This is a genomic window from Acidovorax sp. M2(2025) (assembly GCF_049330835.1).
GTDB lineage: Bacteria > Pseudomonadota > Gammaproteobacteria > Burkholderiales > Burkholderiaceae_C > Acidovorax.
In genome coordinates this window covers 1,590,197-1,608,658 of sequence record NZ_CP186262.1, presented here as the reverse complement: position 1 = coordinate 1,608,658, position 18,462 = coordinate 1,590,197, and the positions used below count along the sequence as shown (strand labels likewise).

Here is an 18,462-nt window from a genome sequence, read left to right as displayed (position 1 = left end):
CGCCGACGGCCTCGCCAACGGGGTCAGCCATTCCAACGGAGACAAGACACCATGCAATTCAAGACCCTCGCCCTGGCCGCCACGCTACTGGCCGCCCTCACCGCACCCCTCGCCCCCGTCGCGGCACAAGTCAAGGAACACACCTTCAAGATCGGCATCGGCCTGAGCGACGACCACCCGCAGGCCCAGGCCGTGCGCCACTTTGCCGAGCGCCTGCAGGCCAAGAGCGGCGGCAAGATGAACGCCAAGCTGTTTGCCAGCGGCGCTTTAGGCAACGACGTGAGCATGACCTCGGCCCTGCGCGGCGGCACGCTGGAGATGACGATTCCGGATTCGTCCACGCTGATGTCGCTGATCAAGCCCTTTGGCGTGCTGAACCTGCCGCTCACCTTCAACAACGAGGCAGAAGCCGACGCAGTGCTGGACGGCCCCTTCGGCCAGAAGCTGCTGGCCATGCTGCCCGACAAGGGCCTGATCGGCCTGGGCTTCTGGGAAAACGGCTTCCGCCACGTGACCAACTCGCGCCGCCCCATCAACACGGCCGACGATCTGGCGGGCCTCAAGCTGCGCGTGATCCAGAGCCCCCTGTTCCTCGATACCTTCAACGCCCTCGGCACCAACGCCACGCCCATGCCGTTCACCGAGCTGTACACCGCCATGGAACAAAAGGCCGTCGACGGCCAGGAGAACCCGCCCGCCACCATCCTGGCCAGCAAGTTCTATGAAGTGCAAAAGCACCTGGTACTGTCGCGCCACATGTACAGCGCGTGGGTGCTGCTCATCTCCAAGAAGACCTGGGACGGCCTCTCGGCCGACGAGAAGAAGATCGTGCAGGAGGCTGCCCGCGAGGCCACGCTGTTCGAACGCAAGACCATCCGCGCCTTCAGCGAAACCGCCCTGGGCGAGCTGAAGAAGGCCGGCATGCAGATCACCGAGCTGCCCGCAGCAGAGCAGGCCAAGCTGCGCACCAAGCTGCAGCCCGTGCTGGCCAAGTACGGCAAGGAGTTTGGTGAAGAGACCACGAGCGAGATGATGGGCGAACTGGCGAAGGCGCGGGGCGGGAAGTAACTCTGCCGCTCCCAGGCCTCCTCTGATTGATTTCAACCCACAACAAGCCGTTCACGCTGAGCCTGTCGAAGCGCCGCGCAAGGTTTCGACAAGCTCAGCCCGAACGGGTAGTGGATGGTCGGCGCAAGTTTCTGTCCTGACATCCAATAAGCCCCTACACCCCTTCGCGCCGCCCCGCCCCGTCTCCCACGGCCTAGCTCCATGACAAAAATACCCCGCCGCCCCTTCCGTTCCCGCGAATGGTTTGCCGCGCCCGAGCGCTCGGACATGACCGCGCTGTACCTGGAGCGGTTCATGAACTACGGGCTCACGCCCGAGGAGCTGCGCTCGGGCCGGCCCATCATCGGCATCGCGCAGACGGGCAGCGACCTGTCGCCGTGCAACCGCATCCACCTGGATCTGGCGCGCCGCGTGCGTGACGGCATCCGCGATGCGGGCGGCATCCCGATGGAGTTCCCCGTCCACCCCATCTTTGAAAACTGCCGCCGCCCCACGGCCGCGCTGGACCGCAACCTGGCCTACCTGGGCTTGGTGGAGATCCTGTACGGCTACCCCATCGACGCGGTGGTGCTGACCACGGGCTGCGACAAGACCACACCAGCGGGCATCATGGCGGCATCCACGGTGGACATTCCGGCCATCGTGCTCTCGGGCGGGCCGATGCTCGACGGCTGGCACGAGGGTCAACTCGTGGGCTCGGGCACCGTCATCTGGCGCAGCCGCCGCCAGCTCGCGGCGGGCGAGATCGACGAGGAAGAATTCTTGCAGCGCGCCTGCAACAGCGCCCCCTCCGCCGGGCACTGCAACACCATGGGCACGGCCTCCACCATGAACGCGGTGGCCGAGGCGCTGGGCCTGTCGCTGCCGGGCTGCGCGGCCATTCCCGCACCGTACCGCGAGCGTGGGCAGATGGCCTACGAGACCGGGCGCCGCATCGTGGAGATGGCGTACGAAGACCTGCGCCCCTCGCGCATCCTGACGCGCGAGAGTTTCCTGAACGCGCTGTCGGTCGTCAGCGTTGCGGGCGGCAGCAGCAACGCGCAGGTGCACATCATGGCCATGGCGCGCCACGCGGGCGTGCAGCTCGATGCACAGGACTGGACCGACCACGCCTACGACCTGCCGCTGCTGCTGAACATGCAGCCAGCAGGCCAGTTCTTGGGTGAGCGCTTCTTCCGCGCTGGTGGCGTGCCCGCGCTGATGTGGGAGCTGCAGCAGGCAGGCAAGCTGCACGCCGACTGCGCCAGCGTGACCGGCAAGACGGTGGGCGAAAACCTGCAAGGCCGCGAGACCCATGACCGCGAGATGATCCGCCCCTTCAGCAACCCGCTGATGGAAAAGGCCGGCTTCATGGTGCTCAGCGGCAACCTGTTCGACTTCGGGATCATGAAGACCTCAGTCATCTCCGAGGCCTTTCGCCAGCGCTACCTCAGCCGCCCGGGGCAGGAGGGCATCTTCGAAGCCCGTGCCGTGGTGTTCGAGGGCGCAGACGACTACCACGCGCGCATCAACGATCCGGCGCTCGATATCGACGAAGGCTGCATCCTGGTGATGCGCGGCGCAGGCCCCATCGGCTGGCCGGGCTCGGCCGAAGTGGTGAACATGCAGCCGCCGGACGCGCTGATCCGGCGCGGCGTCAACACCCTGCCCACGCTGGGCGACGGGCGCCAGTCGGGCACGGCGGACAGCCCGTCCATCCTGAACGCATCGCCCGAAAGCGCCGTGGGCGGAGGGCTGAGTTGGCTGCAAAGCGGCGACACGATCCGCATCGACCTGAACACCGGCCGCTGCGATGCGCTGGTCGCCCCCGAAGAGATCGCACGCCGCAAGCGTGACCTGCCCGCCCCGCCCGTGCCCGCGAGCCAGTCGCCGTGGGAGGCGCTGTACCGCGAGAAAACGGGGCAGCTGGCTGACGGCGCGACGCTGGACTTTGCACTGGAATTTCAGCGCATTTCCGAAAAGACGCCACGCCACAACCACTGACAACAAACGGGGGGCAACCGGTGCCCGCCCAGAATTTTTCGAAGGACTCTCCATGAACGACATGACGGCAGCGGCAGTTGCCGAATGGGCCCGTGCGCCCCACGCCGCATTGCAAGTGCTTCCCGACGACGGCCTGCAGGGCACGCTGGTGGGCCGTGCGTGGGCACCCCAAGGGGCGGTGCCCGGCCCGGCCGTGGTGGCCCTGCGGCCCGACGGTGTGTTCGACCTCAGCGCGCACTACCCCACCATGAGCACGTTGCTGGACACCCTGGCACCTGCCGAGGCTGCACGCACCGCCGCCGGCCAATACCTGTGCAGCGTGGACGACCTGCTGGCCAACAGCCAACCCGGCGCGCGCGACGCCACCCGCCCCTGGCTGCTGGCACCGTGCGATTTGCAGGTGGTCAAGGCGGCGGGCGTGACCTTTGCGGCCAGCCTGATCGAGCGCGTGATCGAAGAACAGGCGCGCGGCGATGCCACCCGCGCGCAGGGCCTGCGCAGCCAGGTCATCGGCCTCATCGGCGAGAACCTGGCCGACATCCGCCCCGGCTCCCCCGAGGCCATGCGCCTGAAGGCGCTGCTGCAGGACAAAGGCCTGTGGTCGCAGTACCTGGAGGTGGGCATCGGCCCCGATGCCGAGGTGTTCACCAAGGCACCGGTGCTGGCCTCGGTGGGCTGCGGCGACGACATCGGCATCCGCTCCGATTCGGCCTGGAACAACCCCGAGCCCGAGGTAGTGCTGGCCGTGAACAGCCGGGGCCAGATCGTGGGCGCAACGCTGGGCAACGACGTGAACCTGCGCGACATCGAGGGCCGCAGCGCCCTGCTGCTGGGCAAGGCCAAAGACAACAATGCGTCGTGCGCCCTGGGCCCGTTCATCCGCCTGTTCGACGCGAGCTTCGGGCTGGAACAGGTGCGCGATGAGACGGTGCACCTGCGCGTGGCGGGCGCGGACGGCTTCGAGCTGCGCGGCATCAACACCATGGCCAGCATCAGCCGCGACCCTGCGGACCTGGTGGCGCAGACGCTGGCCGCGCACCAGTACCCGGACGGCTTCATGCTGTTCCTGGGCACGTTGTTCGCCCCCATCGAGGACCGCGGCGAGCCGGGCGGCGGCTTTACCCACCAGCTGGGCGACCTGGTGTCCATCCACAGCGCCTGGCTGGGCGGCCTGCACAACCGCGTGGCGCACAGCGAGGCCGCGGCGCCGTGGCGCTTTGGCCTGCGCGCCTTCATGGCCAACCTGGCGCAGCGCGGGCTGCTGCAGGGGGCGGCGCTGTAGTGCATGAAACACCCAATTCGCCCAGCCGTTCAGGCTGAGCCTGTCGAAGCCTCGCGCGGCGCTTCGACAGGCTCAGCGTGAACGGATTGAGGTGAGCTGGTACAGACCTATCAAAAAAAGGAGACAACGATGCTCAATGCCCTCATCGACCGCTGCTGCCGCGCCATCAACCTGCTCATCGCCCTGGCGCTGGCCGTGATGGTGGTGATGGTGTTCGGCAACGTGGTGCTGCGCTACGCATTCAACTCCGGCATTGCCATCAGCGAGGAGGTCTCGCGCTGGCTGTTTGTGTGGCTCACCTTCCTGGGCGCCATCGTGGCGGTGCGCGAGCGGGGCCACCTGGGCACGGACTTTCTACTGGCACGCTTGCCGCCGCTGGGCCAGCGCATCTGCCTGGCCCTGAGTTATGCACTGATGATCTGGTGCACCTGGCTGCTGTTCAGCGGCGCGCTGGCACAGGCGCGCATCAACTGGGATGTGGATGCACCGGTCACCGGTGCATCCATGGCCATCTTCTACGCATCCGGCGTGGTGTTTGCGGTGGCGGCAGGCCTCCTGCTGGCGCTGGACCTGTGGCGCATCGTGTCGGGGCAGATGCCGGACAGCGAGCTGGTGCATATCTCCGAGTCCGAAGAACTGGCCGCCGTGGGCAGCCAAGTGCCGCACGAAGCTCCCGCGCCCACGGCAACACGCCCGTGAGCCCCGCACTGCAATGACCTGGAGCGCTCTCCCATGACCGTTTTCATCTTCCTCGGCTCCCTGCTCGCCGCCATGGCCATTGGCGTGCCGATTGCCTACGCGCTGCTGGTGTCCGGCGTCGCCCTCATGTGGCACCTGGACCTGTTTGACGCGCAGATCCTCGCGCAGAACGTCATCAACGGCGCCGACAGCTTTCCGCTGCTGGCGGTGCCCTTCTTCATGCTGGCGGGCGAGATCATGAACGTGGGCGGGCTGTCGCAGCGCATCGTCAAGCTCGCGCTCACGCTGGTGGGGCACCGGCGCGGCGGGCTGGGCTTTGTCGCCATCCTGGCCGCCTGCATGCTGGCAGCGCTGTCGGGCTCGGCCGTGGCCGACACGGCAGCACTGGCGGCGCTGCTGCTGCCCATGATGGTGAAAGCCGGACACGACAAGGCGCGTGCGGGCGGGCTGATTGCCTCGGCCGGCATCATCGCGCCGGTCATTCCGCCCTCCATCGGCTTCGTGGTGTTTGGCGTGGCAGCCAACGTCTCGATCAGCAAGCTGTTCCTGGCGGGCATCGTTCCCGGGCTGCTGATGGGGCTGGCGATTGCGGTCACCTGGTACTGGGTGTCGCAGCGCGAAAACGTCACGCCGCCACCCAAGGCGTCCACCGCCGAGAAGCTGCAGGCGCTCAAGGAATCCACCTGGGCGCTGTTCCTGCCGGTCATCGTGATCGTGGGCTTGAAGATGGGCGTATTCACGCCCACCGAGGCGGCGGCAGTGGCTGCGGTTTACGCCCTGTTCGTGGCAACGGTGGTTTACCGCGAGCTGCACTGGCGCCAACTGGCCGAGGTGTTCACCAGCGCCGCCAAAACTACGGCCGTGATCATGTTCCTGGTGGCGGCAGCCATGGTCAGCGCCTGGCTCATCACCGTGGCCGACATCCCGCGCCAGCTGGTGGGCTTGCTCAAGCCGCTGATGGAACACCCCACGCTGCTGCTCATCGCCATCATGGTGCTGGTGATGGCCGTGGGCACCGCCATGGACATGACGCCCACCATCCTCATCCTGACGCCCGTGCTGATGCCGGTGGTGAAGGCGGCGGGCATCGACCCGGTCTACTTCGGCGTGCTGTTCATCATCAACAATGCCATCGGGCTCATCACCCCGCCGGTCGGCACGGTGCTGAACGTGGTGGCCGGCGTGGGCAAGATGCGCATGGACGACGTCACGCGGGGCGTGATCCCGTTCATGGTGGCGCAGTTTGCGGTGATGTTCCTGATGGTGCTGTTCCCATCGCTGGTGCTGGTGCCCATGCGGTGGTTTGTGGGGTGAGCGCCAAAATTTGAAAGAAATCGGCCTCTAGCGCTTGTGCATCAAGCGCAAGCAGCTATCAAAACAGGAGTCCCCTTGTCGCGCAGGAGGGGACTCCGTAGGGCCGCGATGCCTTAGTTCGCCACCGTAAACCGCTTTTGCACATGGCGCGGCGTTTCCAGCTCGTCCACGATGGCCACGGCCAGGTCGGCCACGCTGATGCTGCCGGGCTGGTCGCCGTTCATCAAGGGTGCCTCGTCGCCCAGCCGGTACTGGCCGGTGCGCTCGCCGGGCTGCAGCAGGATAGGGGGCGAGAGGAAGGTCCAGTCCAGCGCGCTTTCGGTGCGGATCCAGTTCAGCGCCTCGCGGGCGGCGAGAGCGCCTTGCTTCCATTCGGCCGGGAACTGGGGCGTGTCCACCAGCTGCACGCCGGGCGCCACGAACAGGCTGCCCGCGCCGCCCACCATCAGGAAACGGCGCACTCCGGCGGCTTTCGTGCCGTCGATGATGGCGCGCGTGCCTTTGAGGAACTGGTCGTGGATGTCCGGCGCCGTCCAGCCGGGGTTGTAGGCGCTCACCACCGCGTCGTGGCCCGCGGCGGACTTGGCCACCTGGGCGGCGTCCTGCGCGTCGGCAGCCACCACCGCCAGGCCTTCGCGCGCGGCCAGCTTGGCCGGGTTGCGGGCCAGCACCGTCACGCGGTGGCCGCGTTGCAGCAGTTCATTCAGCACGGCCGAGCCGACAAAGCCGGTGGCACCAATCAGGGCGATGTTCATAGGATGTCCTGGAGTCGAAGTTGCGATGCAGTGAGAATAGGAGCTTGTCAAAGCGGCCGGTAGAGGCCCCAGAACGCCTTCTCTTTGAAGTACAGCTTCACAATCCGCCCCATGGACGATCTCAAACGCATGGCCGTGTTTGCCGCCGTGGTGCAGCACGGCTCGATGAGCAGCGCCGCGCGCGCCCTGGGCATGAGCACCTCGGCCGTCAGCCAGCAGGTGCGCCAGCTGGAGCGCGACGGCGGGGTGACGCTGCTGCACCGCTCCACCCGCAAGCTGGCCCTGACCGAGGCGGGCCAGCGCTACCACGCGCGCTGCGCCGCCATGTGGGCGGCGGCCGAACAGGCGCGGGCGGAGCTGGCGGCCTCGCGCGACGCGCCCAGTGGCGAACTGCGCCTGTCCGCCACCGTGGGCTTTGCGCGCCACATCGCCCCCGCGCTAGGGGAGCTGCTGGCGGCCCACCCGGCGCTGCGCCTGCGGCTGCTGGTGGACGATGCCTCCATCGACCTCATCAACGCCCGCATCGACCTGGCCGTGCGCTACGGGCGGCTCTCGGATTCGACCTGGGCCGCGCGGCGGCTGGGCGGCATGCAGTGGTACCTGTGCGCATCGCCCGGCTGGGTGGATGCGCACGGCATGCCCCGCGACCCCGACGCGCTGCTCGCGCACAGCTGGCTGGGCTTTGCGCGCGAGGGCGGCGGCCTGCTCGTCGACCTGCGCAGCCCTGCAGGCGAGCCGCGGGCGCTGCGGGTGGAGCCGCGCATTGCCAGCAACAACCAGCTGTCCATCCAGCAGATGTGCGAGGCCGGCCTGGGACTGGCGCTGGTGGGCAGCATGGATTCGCACGACGCACTGCAGGCCGGGCGGCTGGTACGCCTGCTGCCTGAGTGGTCTTTCGGCACGCTGGACATCTGGGCGGTGACGCCGCAGCGGGATGCACAGCCCGCCAAGGTGCGGCAGGCCATTGCGGCCCTGCAGGGCTATTTGCGCGAGCTGCCGGGCGTGACGGACTGAGCAAACCCTGCGAAACCCGCCCGGCCAGGCTGTGACGACTTCACCACGCCGGGTGTGTTGCAGGGCAGGATTCGGGTATTGCCTGAAAATTTAGCCCCCTGTCCGCGGCGTTCTCAACCTAAAATTTGTAAACACGCGTATCTTTTTTTCAGGCGCGAAGGATTCACCATGAAAGCAGTGCAGCAGGACATCGACGAGCGGACCAATCTCACCAGCACCAACAAGTTCGAGCTGCTGCTGTTTCGCCTGGGCACGGACAACGCCCTGGGCAAGTCCGAGCTGTTTGGCATCAACGTGTTCAAGATCCGCGAGATCGTGGCGATGCCCAGCATCACCCCCATCGCGGGCACCATGCCCCATTCGCTGGGGGTGGTCAACCTGCGCGGGCAGGTGATCCCCGTGCTGGACCTGCCCTCCATCGTGGGCTGCAAGCCCCAGACCGGCCTGAACATCATGCTGGTGACGGAATACGCCCGCACCACGCAGGCTTTCGCGGTGGAATCGGTGGAGGACATCGTGCGGCTGGACTGGAAGCAGGTCCTGTCGGCCGAGACCAGCGGCGCCAAGGGCAAGCTCGTCACCAGCATTGCGCGGCTGGACGGCAATACCGACGAGTCGCGCCTGGCCCAGGTGCTGGACGTGGAAGCCATCCTGCAGATGGTGTCCCCGTCGGACGGCCACGAGGTCACCGAGGAAAAGGTGGGCGCCAAGCTCAAGCTCAAGCCCGGCTGCATCGTGCTGGCGGCCGACGACTCCTTCGTGGCCCGCTCGCTGATCGAGCAGGAACTCAAGGTGCTGAACGCCCCCTACGAGATGGTGAAATCCGGCAAGGAAGCCTGGGACCGCCTCAACGCCATCGCCAAGAGCGCCGAGGCCGAGGGCAAGACGGTGGCCGACCGCGTGGCCATGGTCCTGACCGACCTGGAAATGCCCGAGATGGACGGCTTCACCCTCACCCGCAATATCAAGCAGGACGCCCGCTTCCAGGGGCTGCCGGTGGTCATCCACTCGTCCCTGTCGGGCTCGGCCAACGAGGACCATGTTCGCAGCGTGGGCGCCGACGGCTACGTGGCCAAATTTGTGGCCGAGGACCTGGCGGAGACCATCCGCCGTGTGCTGCCCAAGTAGCCGGCCGCAGGGTTAGGCCAAAAATGCACCCCAGGCCTTACCCAGCAAGCGCAAGCAGCTATCAAATTAGCAGCAACCACCACTGACCCGCCCCTGCGGGCGAGCGGGGTTGGGCACGCTCGCGCGGCGCTGTCCTACCGCGGCCATCGGCCTGCAGGTCAACCAAAACGCGTGGTGGGGCGCTACAGTGAAGACCAGCCAGCGAAAGAGAGATGTAACGCCTGACGGCGTGCTTTTCGCGGGCTTTACGCGCGGGCTGGAACAGCCCGTGCCCTGCCGAGGTCTTACCCGCATGAACACTCTTATCGCCCGCCTTCTCGCCATCGCGGCCCTGGGCACCGCCGTCACAGGTTGCGCCACCGTGCCGGGCGACGCGTATTACGAGCCCGCGCCGTACCAGGTGTACGAGCAGCCGGGCTACATCTACAACGCCCCTCCGGTGTATTCCGCCCCGCCCGTCTACGGCGCGCCGCCGCCGGCCACCATTTACTTTGGGGGCCGCGACCGGGGGGACGACCGCTGGGAACGCGACCGCAACCGCAACGACTGGCGCGAGCGCGAACGCTGGGAGCGGGAACGGGAGCGCCAGGCCCGCGAACGCGAGCGTGAACGGGAAGCCCGTGACCGCGACCGCGCGCGCCGGGACCAGGAGGCGCGCGAGGCCGAGCGGCGACAGCGCGACCGCGCACAGGCACTGCGGGAGCAGGCCGAGCGGGACCGATTCCAGCGCGACAACCGCCCCGGCCGCCTGGCGCCCGACAGCTACACGCCCAGCCCCTACGACTGGCGCTCGCGCCAGCAATCCAACAGCCCGGACAAGCCCTGATCCGGCCCGCCGCCGCAGGAGACGAGGGAGATGCGCACACCATTGCCCCGCCGCTGGCTTGCGCCCGCGTGCCTGCTGGCCAGCACGCTGGCCGCCCTGCCGGCCGCCCACGGGCAGGTGGTGCGCTGCACCGATGCGCGTACGGGCAAGGTGACCTATACCGACGGCCCATGCGCGGCAGGCGCCGCCGCGCACGAGGTGGAAGCCCGCAAGACGCCCGAGGAAGTCCAGCAGGAGCGTGAGCAGGCTGCACAGGCCCTGGAGCGCAAGCAGGAACGGCTGCAGGCCGAGACCGCCGCCGCAGACGCCCAGGCCCGCCGGGACGCCGAACGGGCGCGCGCCGCCGCAGCGCCCGCCGCGCAGGACTACGCCCGCTCGCCGGAGTGCGCCCGGTCGCGGCGCAACCTGGACGTGCTGGCGTCGGACTCGTCACGATCCACCTATGAGCAGCAGCAGCGCCTGGAAGCCGCCCAGCGGCAGATGGACCTGGACTGCCTGGGGCCCCAGGGCTACGCCGAGGTGGAAAAGGCCCGCGCCCTGCAGCCCCGGGTGGTGGTGGTGCCGCCGCCGCGGCGCTCGCCATTGTTTCCCGAGCCGTTTCCGCAGCCGGGACCCCGCCCTGCCCCACCGCGCCTGGTGGAATGCGGCGACTTCCGCTGCACCGACAACCAGGGCAACACCTACCCCCGCACCGGCCCGGGGCGGTTCCCCGGCCCCGGCGGCGTGTGCCGCTCCAACGGCGGGCAAGCGCCCTGCTGAGCGGGCTCAGGCCCGGACAGTGAGGGAGGTGACGGCGTCAGCGCTGCGCAGCCCTTCGGCGACGGACGGGTAGCGCAGCCGCACTCCCAGCTCCTGCAGCATGCGCTGGTTGTCCAGCCGGCGTGATTCGCTCATGAAGCTCAGCAGCATCAGCGACAGCTGGCGGTGCGCCTCGCTGCGCGGCACCCGGGGCGGCCGGGGCAGCCCGTACAGGTCCGCCGCCAGATCGAAATAGTCGCCCATCTTCAGTTCGGTGGCGTCGCTCACGTTGTACGCCCGCTGCGGGCGGCCGCGCCACAGCGCGGCCAGGCAGGCGCGGGCCAGGTCGTCGGCGTGGATGTGGTTGGTGAACACGTCGTCCTCGGCGGCCAGCACGGGCGTGCCGCGGCGCAGGCGGGCCTCGGGCGTGCCGCCTTCGCGGTCGGGCGCATAGATGCCGGGGATGCGCAGCACGCTGGCGCGCACGCCCGCGCGGCCCAGGTGCCGCACGGCGGCCTCGGCATTCACGCGCCGCTGGGCGCGGGCGGTGGCGGGCGCCACGGCCCGGGTTTCGGGCACCCAGGCGCCCTGGCAGTCGCCGTACACGCCGCTGGTGGAGGCGTACGCCAGCGACCGCGGCAGGCTGCGCAGCCGCAGTACCCGGGCCAGCGCCACGGTGCGCGGATCGAGCCACCACGCGCTCCCCCCGGCCCCTTCGCCCGGCGGCGGCGCCAGGTGCAGCACCCGCGTGGCCACGCCCGCGAGCCTGCGCAGCGTGGCCGCATCGTCGAGGTTGCCCACCAGCGGACGTGCGCCCTGGGCGCGCAGTTGCGGCCTGCGCTGCGTGCTGGAGGTCAGCGCCAGCACCTGCAGGCGGCCCGCGCCCGGCCCGGATTGAAGAAGACGCAGTACGCGTTGACCCACGTCACCGCATCCCACGATCAGCAGGCGTTCACGGCGAAAGCGCGCGGGCAGGGCTCCGAGGGGTGTGGCGATTGAAGGCAAAATTGGGTCCGTTTGCTTGTTTTGATAGACGATTCCAAGGATACCCACAACATGACCAGCGCCGAGGCTGCCACCGCCACCACCGCAGCGTTCCAGATCACCGTGCAGCCCAGCGGCCGCTCGTTCAGCGCCGGGGCGGGCGAAGCCCTCCTGGCCGCTGCCATCCGCAACGGCGTGGGCCTTCCTTACGGTTGCAAGGACGGCGCCTGCGGCTCGTGCAAGTGCAAGAAGCTCAGCGGCACCGTGCTGCACACCGCCCACCAGTCCAAGGCCCTGTCCGCGGACGAGGAGGCCGCCGGGCTGGTGCTGACCTGCTGCGCACAGCCGCTTTCCGACGTGGTGCTGGAGTCGCGCCAGGTGACGGACGAAAGCGCCTACCCCGTCAAGAAGATGCCCGTGCGGGTGGCCTCGCTCACCCGCGTCTCGCACGACGTGATGCAGGTGCGCCTGCAACTGCCGGCGGCCGACACCTTCCGCTACCACGCGGGGCAGTATGTGGAGTTCATCCTGCGCGACGGCGCACGCCGCGCCTACTCCATGGCCAACGCACCCCACACCCAGGCCGAGGCGCCGGGGCTGGAGCTGCACATCCGCCACATGCCGGGCGGCAAGTTCACGGACCATGTGTTTGGCGCCATGAAGGAAAAGGAGATCCTGCGGGTGGAGGGACCATTTGGCAGCTTCTTCCTGCGCGAAGACTCCGACAAGCCCATCATCCTGCTGGCCTCCGGCACGGGCTTTGCGCCCATCAAGGCGCTCATCGAGCACATGCAGTTCAAGGGCATCACGCGCCCCACGGTGCTCTACTGGGGTGGACGGCGGCCGGCGGACCTGTACATGCACGGCTGGCTGCAGGCCCGCAGCGCCGACATGCCCCACCTGCGCTACGTGCCGGTGGTGTCCAACGCCCTGCCCGAGGACGGCTGGACCGGCCGCACCGGCTTTGTGCACCAGGCGGTGCTGGACGATTTCCCGGACCTGTCGGGCCACCAGGTGTACGCCTGCGGCGCACCCATCGTGGTGGACTCCGCCCGCGCCGCCTACAGCGCGCAGCGCGGCCTGCCGCCCGAAGAGTTCTACGCGGACTCGTTCACCTCCGAAGCCGACAAGCATGGAACGCCCCCCTGAGGCGGTCCGCGCCTCCATGCCGCCACCAGCGGCGGCAGCTCTTCGGGTCGTCCAGGCCTGGTTCGCGCCAGTTTCCACCGGTGCGGATGACGCGCAGCGCGGCGGAACCCTGACATGACCCGGCTGCGCCAGGCCCTGCGGGGCGCGGGCCCGATGGCTGCGGTGCTGGGCGTGGCCGTGGCGCTGGTGCTCGGCGCGGGCGAATGGGCGGCCCGCAACGAGCTCGACAGCCAGTGGGACAACCTGCGCCGCTCGGGCGAAGTCCAGGCCCTGGCCCTGCGCGGCGTGGCCACCCGCTACAGCTACCTGCCCTTTACCGCCGCCCAGCAGCCGCTCATTGCCACCCTGCTGCACAACCCCAGCGCCGAGCTGCTGCGCAGCGCGGCCAATGCCTATCTGGAAACCGTCAACGCGAACGCGGGCTCGGACACGCTGTATGTCATGGACACGAGCGGGCTCACCGTGGCGTCGAGCAACTGGAACACGCCCGCCAGCTTCGTCCACCAGAATTACCGCAACCGCCCCTACTTCCTTGACGCGATGCAGGGGAAGTCCGGCCGTTTCTACGGCGTGGGCAAGACGACCGGGGAGCCAGGGCTTTTCGCCTCGGCGCCGGTGGTGGAGAACGGCCGGGTCGTGGGCGTGGTGGCGGTGAAGGTGCGGATGCAGCCCATCGTCGACACCTGGACCCAACTGCGCGACCCGATTTTCGTGACCGACGCGCGGGGCATCGTCTTCCTGGGCTCCGTGCCCGCCTGGCTCTACAAGACCACCCGACCCGTGGCCGCCCCGGCGGTGCGCCAGGTTCAGTTTGACGAGCAGTACGGCCCGCAGTGGGCGCCGCAGCCCGTTCCCTGGAAGACCCGCCCGCAGCAGGACGCGCCGGGCGGCGAAATCACCCTGGCAGCCAGTGGCAAGCGCTACCTGGCGCTGGAGGAGCCGCTGCCCGACCTGGGCTGGACGCTGACCCTCACGGCCGACAGCCGGGCCGTCGCGGCCGCCCAGCAGCAAGCCTGGGCGCTGGCCAGCCTGGCCTCGGGGCTGCTGGTGCTCGGCGCGCTCTACTGGCAGCTGCGCGAGCGGCGCCTGCAGGAGAACCGGCAGGCCCGCATCGAGCTGGAGCAGCGCGTGCAGGAGCGCACCCATGCGCTGCAGCAGGCCCACGCCTTCCGGCAGTCGATGGAAGATTCGCTGCTGGTGGGCATGCGCGCGCGCGACCTGGAGGGCCGCATCGTCTACGTGAACCCCGCGATGTGCGACATGGTGGGCTACACGGCAGCCGAACTCATCGGCTGCCTGCCGCCCTACCCCTACTGGCACCCTGACGACCTGGAGCGCCACTGGAGCGATGTGGACACCGTGCAGGCCGGCAAGGCCTCGCCGCAGGGCCGGGAGAACCGGCTGCGGCACCGCAACGGCACGGACGTGTACACGATGTTCTACACCGCCCGCCTCATCGACGGCCACGGCCAGCACATTGGCTGGATGAGTTCGGTGGTGGACATCACCGCGCAAAAGCGCGCCGAGGAGCAGCAGCAGCAGCGCGAGGCCCAGCTGCAGCGGGTGCAGCGGGTGATCACCGTGGGCGAGATGGCCTCCACCCTGGCCCACGAGCTCAACCAGCCCCTGGCCGCGCTGGTCAACTACGCGGCAGCGGCCCGCGCCGTGTCCGTGCAGGGGCAGCCGCAGCTGCTGCAGGACACGCTGGCCGCCCTATCTGCCCAGGCCCTGCGCGCGGCCGACATCGTGGGCCGCATCCGCCACTGGGTGCGCCAGCAGCCCGCATCGCGCGAACCCTGCGACCTGAATGCCGCCGTGGAGCAGTCGCTCAGCCTGCTCCTGCGGGCCGAGGCGCGGCGCCACGGCGTGCCCGTGCGGCTGGCACTGTCGGCCGAACCCGTGCGCGTCAGCGCCGACCGGGTGCTGCTGGAGCAGGTGGTGCTGAACCTGGGGCTCAACGCGCTGCAGGCCATGCAGTCGCAGCAGCCACCGGCCCCGGGGCACGAGCTGCTGCTGCGCACGGCCACCGAGGCCGGCCGCGCGTCCCTGCAGGTGCTGGACCGGGGCCCCGGCCTGCCGCCCGAAATCGCCGAACGCCTCTTCGAGCCGTTTTTCACCACCCGCTCCGATGGCCTGGGCCTGGGCCTGAACATCTGCCGCTCCATCGTCGAGAGCATGGGCGGCGAACTGCTGGCCCGCAACCGGGACGGGGGCGGTGCGGTGTTTGAAATCCGCCTTCCCAGCCTTCCCTCCTTGCCATGACCGACAGCTTGCTGCCCCCTGAACCCCTGCGCGTCTACATCGTCGACGATGACGAGGGCGTGCGCCACTCTCTCGCGGCCCTGCTGCTGGCGGGCGGGCATGACGCCCGTCCGCTGGCCAGCGGCGCGGAGTTCCTCGCGCAAGCCGACCTGGACCGCCCCGGCTGCGTGCTGCTGGACCTGCGCATGGACGGCATGAGCGGCCTGCAGGTGTTTGAAGCCCTGCAGCAGCGCGGCACCGTGCTCAAGACCGTGTTCCTGTCGGCCCACGGCGAGGTCGCCTCCGCCGTGGCCGCCGTGAAACAGGGCGCAGTGGACTGGCTGGAAAAACCCTGCGACGAGGCCACGCTGCTCGCCGCCGTGACCAAGGCCGCCCAGCTGTCGCACGCGCTGGCCGAGCGCACCCAGCGGCACAAGCTGCTGCTGGAGCGCTGGAACAGCCTGAGCCCCCGCCAGCAGGAGGTCGCCAGGGTGCTGGCCACCGGCGTGAGCAGCAAGGAAGCCGCCCGCACGCTGGCGCTGCGCAACCCCGAGCGCCCCATCGACCCCCGCACGGTGGACACACACCGCTCGGCCATCTTCCTGAAGCTGGACATCCGGTCGTCGCACGAGCTGGGCATGCTGGTGGAAGACCTGGGCCTGCCGGATGGCCCCGTGCGCACCCACTGATCCTCCGCAACGAATTCCCCCCATTGCAGGGTTTTCGGGAGAACCTGTTCAAGGTCTTCTTACGATTTTTTTGCACAATGCAGCCATGAACCGCAGAAACCTCCTCCTCCTTGCCGGCGCCGCAGCCACCGCAGCGGCTTTTTCCTCCCCTGCAGCGTTGGCGCAGGAATCGGGGCAGCCGATCCGTCTGATCGTGCCCTACGCTCCGGGCGGCCCCATCGACGTGACGGCCCGCGCGCTGGCCGAGCGGGTGCGGGAGTCTCTGGGCACGGTCATCATCGACAACAAGGGCGGCGCGGGCGGCAACATCGGCGCCGACGCGATTGCCAAGGCCGCCCCGGACGGTCTGACCATCGGCATCGCCGCCACCGCCACGCACGCGGTCAACCCCTGGCTGTACGCCAAGATGCCGTACGACGCGGGCAAGGACTTCGCGGGCATCACGCAGATGGTGCGCGTGCCCAACGTGCTGGTCATGAACGCCGCCAAGGCCGAGCAGCTCAAGATCCACACCGTGGCCGACCTGATCGCCTACGCCAAGGCCAACCCCGCCAAGCTCAACTACGGCAGCGGCGGCAACGGCAGCGCGGGCCACCTGGCGGGCGAGATGTTCAAGCAGCGCGCCGGCATCTTCGCACTGCACATCCCGTACCGCGGCGCCAACCCCGCCCAGCTGGCCCTGCTGGCGGGCGAGGTGGACTTCAACATCGACAACCTGGCCGCCGCAGCCCCCAACATCCGCGCCGGCAAGCTCAAGGCCCTGGCCGTCACCTCGCTCGACGCATCGCCCTCGCTGCCCGGCGTGCCGCCGCTGTCCGCCACGTTCAAGGGCTTTTCCATCGACACCTGGTGGGGCCTGGTGGCGCCGGCCGCCACGCCCAAGCCCGTGATCGAGAAGCTGAACAAGGCCTTCGTCGCGGCACTGAACGCCCCTGAAACCAAGACCCGATTCGCCGCCCTGCTGGCCGAGCCGGTGGCCTCGACACCCGCGCAGTTCGACAGCTTCATGGCGGCCGAGCGCGCCAAGTACCAGCAGGTGGTGAAGGCCTCGGGCGCGAAGGTGGATTAAAAATCCAAGCCCAATCAGCCTCTAGCGCGCTCCCATAAAGCGCTAGAAGCTATATTTTTAATAGCACCCTTTCAACGGGTGCTTGCCGCGCGCGGGCTCTGCGCCCGTGTCCGCAGGCTATTCTTGAGCGGCCAGCCAGGCGCCGTTTTGGCCGGGTGTTGTCCACAAGGTGCGGCGGCAATAGCGGCGCAGCAGGTCGATCACCGTGTCGACCTGATCGAGGGGCAGTTGCAGGTGCAAGGCGCCGCCTCCAGGCCCCTGGGTGAGCAAATTCAGGGTGTAGGCGCCGTTGTATTCGTAGTAGTGCACTTGCGCGACTTCGGCCCCGCAGTCCAGCAGCGGCGCGTGGCACATGGCGATGCCGTACAAGTTGCCGGCTTCGGAGAAGCGCATGGATGCCAGGTCCGCCTCCAGCGCATCGACGATGCGCATGTACTCGGGGCGATAGCTGTGCCAGAGCCGCTGGCTCCACTTCTCTCGGATTTCGGCATAGCCCAGCGTGGCTTTGGGCTCGCCGCCGTACTCGCCTCTCAGATCCACTCCCCGCAGGCGCTGCGCCAGCTCCAGGGGCGATTCGCCGTAGCGGCTGGGCAGCGCGGGAGCTTCGAGCAGCTCATAGGCCGCCATGCATCGGTCCATGTCCGCCCCGGACTTGAGCAGCGCGGTCAGCAGGCTGTCGCCATCGCGGGTGTAGCCCGCCTTCAGCTGCCAGGGCAGGCTCTCCCCCGCCTTGATCAGGTCGCCCTGGGATGCGCCCTCCACCACGAACTGCACCAGCGCCTCGACGCTATCGAACGTGCGCGTCTTCTTCTGGATCTGCGCAACCACCTTGTGCGGCAGGTAGACCTCGGTGGCCCAATCGCTGCCCACGCTCAGGTAGCTGCCGCTAAGGTGCTTCTTGCAGAATTTGCGCAGTTGCTCGTAAAAGCCATCGGCCACCCAGCGGCCTTCCTGCGTGAATTGGAAGCGAATGGCCTGCCCGGCATGCACGAACTCCAGCACCACCTTGCCGCCGGCGCCCCCCTCGGCCCGCGGGCTCTCGGGCACGAACTCCCCCTGGGTGGCCTGCGCGAATTCCTGGAGCACACCCACGTAGTCGGCCGCCTCGGCGATGCACTTCGGGTCGAACTCGCAGATCCGCTCGGGAACCATGTGACGGAAGATCTGGCCCAGGTGGGAGCCATTCCAGTCTTTGGGCAGGGGCCGGAAGGCGATGCCTGCCTTCTTGAGGATGGCCGCAATGGTTTGGGACGTTTGGGTCATTGAAATCAGTGTCCCTGCGCACTTTCGCAAGCGCCTTGGGCTACTTTTGGGGTCTCGTTGAGGGTCCAGGCCATTGCCAGCGGCGCGAGCCGTGCCCGGCTGAAACGCAGGAAGGTCGGCTCCGGGGGTACCAGCCGGGCGTGGCCGTTGCAGATCAGCGCCGCCGATTCTTCGGAGCCAATGAACAACGCATCCCCGCGCTGCTCGAAATGGAAGTTGCCGACGATGCTGATCAGCATGGTGTTCCTTGGGGTGACGTA

General features: G+C 68.6%; 17 protein-coding genes. 13 read left to right on the top strand and 4 right to left on the bottom strand.

Annotated elements, in window-relative coordinates; all coding sequences use genetic code 11:
• The first annotated feature begins 51 nt into the window (after nt 1-51).
• From ACOYR3_RS07380 to ACOYR3_RS07360, 5 genes are all read left to right on the top strand, one after another.
• Entirely contained in the window at nt 52-1,068 is a 1,017-nt protein-coding gene (locus ACOYR3_RS07380; RefSeq protein WP_422845809.1) for a TRAP transporter substrate-binding protein, read from the top strand.
• 201 nt (nt 1,069-1,269) lie between these two features.
• Entirely contained in the window at nt 1,270-3,051 is a 1,782-nt protein-coding gene (locus ACOYR3_RS07375; protein WP_422845808.1) for an IlvD/Edd family dehydratase, read from the top strand.
• A gap of 52 nt (nt 3,052-3,103) precedes the next feature.
• Complete coding sequence (locus tag ACOYR3_RS07370) at nt 3,104-4,333, top strand: fumarylacetoacetate hydrolase family protein (protein WP_422845807.1); 1,230 nt, start codon at nt 3,104-3,106, stop codon at nt 4,331-4,333.
• 129 nt (nt 4,334-4,462) lie between these two features.
• A complete protein-coding gene (locus tag ACOYR3_RS07365; protein WP_422845806.1) occupies nt 4,463-5,032 on the top strand; it encodes a TRAP transporter small permease in 570 nt (189 codons plus the stop codon).
• Nucleotides 5,033-5,065: 33 nt separating this feature from the next.
• The gene (locus ACOYR3_RS07360) at nt 5,066-6,346 is read left to right on the top strand and encodes a TRAP transporter large permease subunit (RefSeq protein ID WP_422845805.1); all 1,281 of its coding nucleotides are present in this window, start codon (nt 5,066-5,068) and stop codon (nt 6,344-6,346) included.
• Nucleotides 6,347-6,459: 113 nt separating this feature from the next.
• On the opposite strand, the gene ACOYR3_RS07355 is transcribed toward ACOYR3_RS07360, so the two are convergent.
• Entirely contained in the window at nt 6,460-7,101 is a 642-nt protein-coding gene (locus ACOYR3_RS07355; RefSeq protein WP_422845804.1) for an NAD(P)-dependent oxidoreductase, read from the bottom strand.
• Between the two features lie 111 nt (nt 7,102-7,212).
• On the opposite strand from ACOYR3_RS07355, the gene ACOYR3_RS07350 reads away from it, so the two are divergent.
• The 4 genes from ACOYR3_RS07350 to ACOYR3_RS07335 all read left to right on the top strand — a co-directional run bounded on the left by ACOYR3_RS07350 (nt 7,213) and on the right by ACOYR3_RS07335 (nt 10,828).
• Nucleotides 7,213-8,115 (top strand): LysR family transcriptional regulator, encoded by a 903-nt coding sequence (locus ACOYR3_RS07350; protein ID WP_422845803.1) that lies wholly within the window; start codon nt 7,213-7,215, stop codon nt 8,113-8,115.
• A gap of 168 nt (nt 8,116-8,283) precedes the next feature.
• Nucleotides 8,284-9,243, top strand: a complete 960-nt coding sequence (locus tag ACOYR3_RS07345) for a chemotaxis protein (RefSeq protein WP_422845802.1) — start codon at nt 8,284-8,286, stop codon at nt 9,241-9,243.
• A gap of 292 nt (nt 9,244-9,535) precedes the next feature.
• Nucleotides 9,536-10,069, top strand: a complete 534-nt coding sequence (locus ACOYR3_RS07340) for a hypothetical protein (protein WP_291487345.1) — start codon at nt 9,536-9,538, stop codon at nt 10,067-10,069.
• A gap of 30 nt (nt 10,070-10,099) precedes the next feature.
• Nucleotides 10,100-10,828, top strand: a complete 729-nt coding sequence (locus ACOYR3_RS07335) for a DUF4124 domain-containing protein (protein ID WP_422845801.1) — start codon at nt 10,100-10,102, stop codon at nt 10,826-10,828.
• A 6-nt stretch (nt 10,829-10,834) separates the two neighbouring features.
• On the opposite strand, the gene ACOYR3_RS07330 is transcribed toward ACOYR3_RS07335, so the two are convergent.
• Nucleotides 10,835-11,812, bottom strand: coding sequence for an NAD-dependent epimerase/dehydratase family protein (locus ACOYR3_RS07330; RefSeq protein WP_422845800.1), 978 nt, complete (start codon nt 11,810-11,812; stop codon nt 10,835-10,837).
• 51 nt (nt 11,813-11,863) lie between these two features.
• Here ACOYR3_RS07330 and ACOYR3_RS07325 point away from each other — a divergent pair, with 51 nt between their 5' ends.
• From ACOYR3_RS07325 to ACOYR3_RS07310, 4 genes are all read left to right on the top strand, one after another.
• Nucleotides 11,864-12,940 carry a CDP-6-deoxy-delta-3,4-glucoseen reductase gene (locus tag ACOYR3_RS07325; RefSeq protein ID WP_422845799.1) on the top strand — a complete coding sequence of 359 codons (1,077 nt, stop codon included), beginning with the start codon at nt 11,864-11,866 and terminating at the stop codon, nt 12,938-12,940.
• Between the two features lie 114 nt (nt 12,941-13,054).
• On the top strand, nt 13,055-15,202 hold the full coding sequence (locus ACOYR3_RS07320) for an ATP-binding protein (protein WP_422845798.1): 2,148 nt from the start codon (nt 13,055-13,057) through the stop codon (nt 15,200-15,202).
• Nucleotides 15,199-15,870 (top strand): response regulator transcription factor, encoded by a 672-nt coding sequence (locus ACOYR3_RS07315; protein WP_422845797.1) that lies wholly within the window; start codon nt 15,199-15,201, stop codon nt 15,868-15,870. Before ACOYR3_RS07320 ends, ACOYR3_RS07315 begins: the two co-directional genes overlap by 4 nt.
• 85 nt (nt 15,871-15,955) lie before the next feature.
• Nucleotides 15,956-16,939, top strand: a complete 984-nt coding sequence (locus ACOYR3_RS07310; protein ID WP_422845796.1) for a tripartite tricarboxylate transporter substrate binding protein — start codon at nt 15,956-15,958, stop codon at nt 16,937-16,939.
• A gap of 117 nt (nt 16,940-17,056) precedes the next feature.
• Here the strand turns inward: ACOYR3_RS07310 and ACOYR3_RS07305 are convergent, their stop codons facing one another.
• Nucleotides 17,057-18,202 carry a hypothetical protein gene (locus tag ACOYR3_RS07305; protein WP_422845795.1) on the bottom strand — a complete coding sequence of 382 codons (1,146 nt, stop codon included), beginning with the start codon at nt 18,200-18,202 and terminating at the stop codon, nt 17,057-17,059.
• 5 nt (nt 18,203-18,207) lie between these two features.
• Nucleotides 18,208-18,441 carry a hypothetical protein gene (locus ACOYR3_RS07300; protein ID WP_422845794.1) on the bottom strand — a complete coding sequence of 78 codons (234 nt, stop codon included), beginning with the start codon at nt 18,439-18,441 and terminating at the stop codon, nt 18,208-18,210.
• Between the last annotated feature and the right edge of the window lie 21 nt (nt 18,442-18,462).

Excerpts from the sequence above, each read along its gene's own strand:
- ACOYR3_RS07380 (WP_422845809.1), top strand. The coding sequence starts at position 52 with ATGCAATTCAAGACCCTCGCCCTGGCCGCCACGCTACTGGCCGCCCTC.
- ACOYR3_RS07375 (WP_422845808.1), top strand. The coding sequence starts at position 1,270 with ATGACAAAAATACCCCGCCGCCCCTTCCGTTCCCGCGAATGGTTTGCC.
- ACOYR3_RS07370 (WP_422845807.1), top strand. The coding sequence starts at position 3,104 with ATGAACGACATGACGGCAGCGGCAGTTGCCGAATGGGCCCGTGCGCCC.
- ACOYR3_RS07365 (WP_422845806.1), top strand. The coding sequence starts at position 4,463 with ATGCTCAATGCCCTCATCGACCGCTGCTGCCGCGCCATCAACCTGCTC.
- ACOYR3_RS07360 (WP_422845805.1), top strand. The coding sequence starts at position 5,066 with ATGACCGTTTTCATCTTCCTCGGCTCCCTGCTCGCCGCCATGGCCATT.
- ACOYR3_RS07355 (WP_422845804.1), bottom strand. The coding sequence starts at position 7,101 with ATGAACATCGCCCTGATTGGTGCCACCGGCTTTGTCGGCTCGGCCGTG.
- ACOYR3_RS07350 (WP_422845803.1), top strand. The coding sequence starts at position 7,213 with ATGGACGATCTCAAACGCATGGCCGTGTTTGCCGCCGTGGTGCAGCAC.
- ACOYR3_RS07345 (WP_422845802.1), top strand. The coding sequence starts at position 8,284 with ATGAAAGCAGTGCAGCAGGACATCGACGAGCGGACCAATCTCACCAGC.
- ACOYR3_RS07340 (WP_291487345.1), top strand. The coding sequence starts at position 9,536 with ATGAACACTCTTATCGCCCGCCTTCTCGCCATCGCGGCCCTGGGCACC.
- ACOYR3_RS07335 (WP_422845801.1), top strand. The coding sequence starts at position 10,100 with ATGCGCACACCATTGCCCCGCCGCTGGCTTGCGCCCGCGTGCCTGCTG.
- ACOYR3_RS07325 (WP_422845799.1), top strand. The coding sequence starts at position 11,864 with ATGACCAGCGCCGAGGCTGCCACCGCCACCACCGCAGCGTTCCAGATC.
- ACOYR3_RS07320 (WP_422845798.1), top strand. The coding sequence starts at position 13,055 with ATGACCCGGCTGCGCCAGGCCCTGCGGGGCGCGGGCCCGATGGCTGCG.
- ACOYR3_RS07315 (WP_422845797.1), top strand. The coding sequence starts at position 15,199 with ATGACCGACAGCTTGCTGCCCCCTGAACCCCTGCGCGTCTACATCGTC.
- ACOYR3_RS07310 (WP_422845796.1), top strand. The coding sequence starts at position 15,956 with ATGAACCGCAGAAACCTCCTCCTCCTTGCCGGCGCCGCAGCCACCGCA.
- ACOYR3_RS07305 (WP_422845795.1), bottom strand. The coding sequence starts at position 18,202 with ATGACCCAAACGTCCCAAACCATTGCGGCCATCCTCAAGAAGGCAGGC.
- ACOYR3_RS07300 (WP_422845794.1), bottom strand. The coding sequence starts at position 18,441 with ATGCTGATCAGCATCGTCGGCAACTTCCATTTCGAGCAGCGCGGGGAT.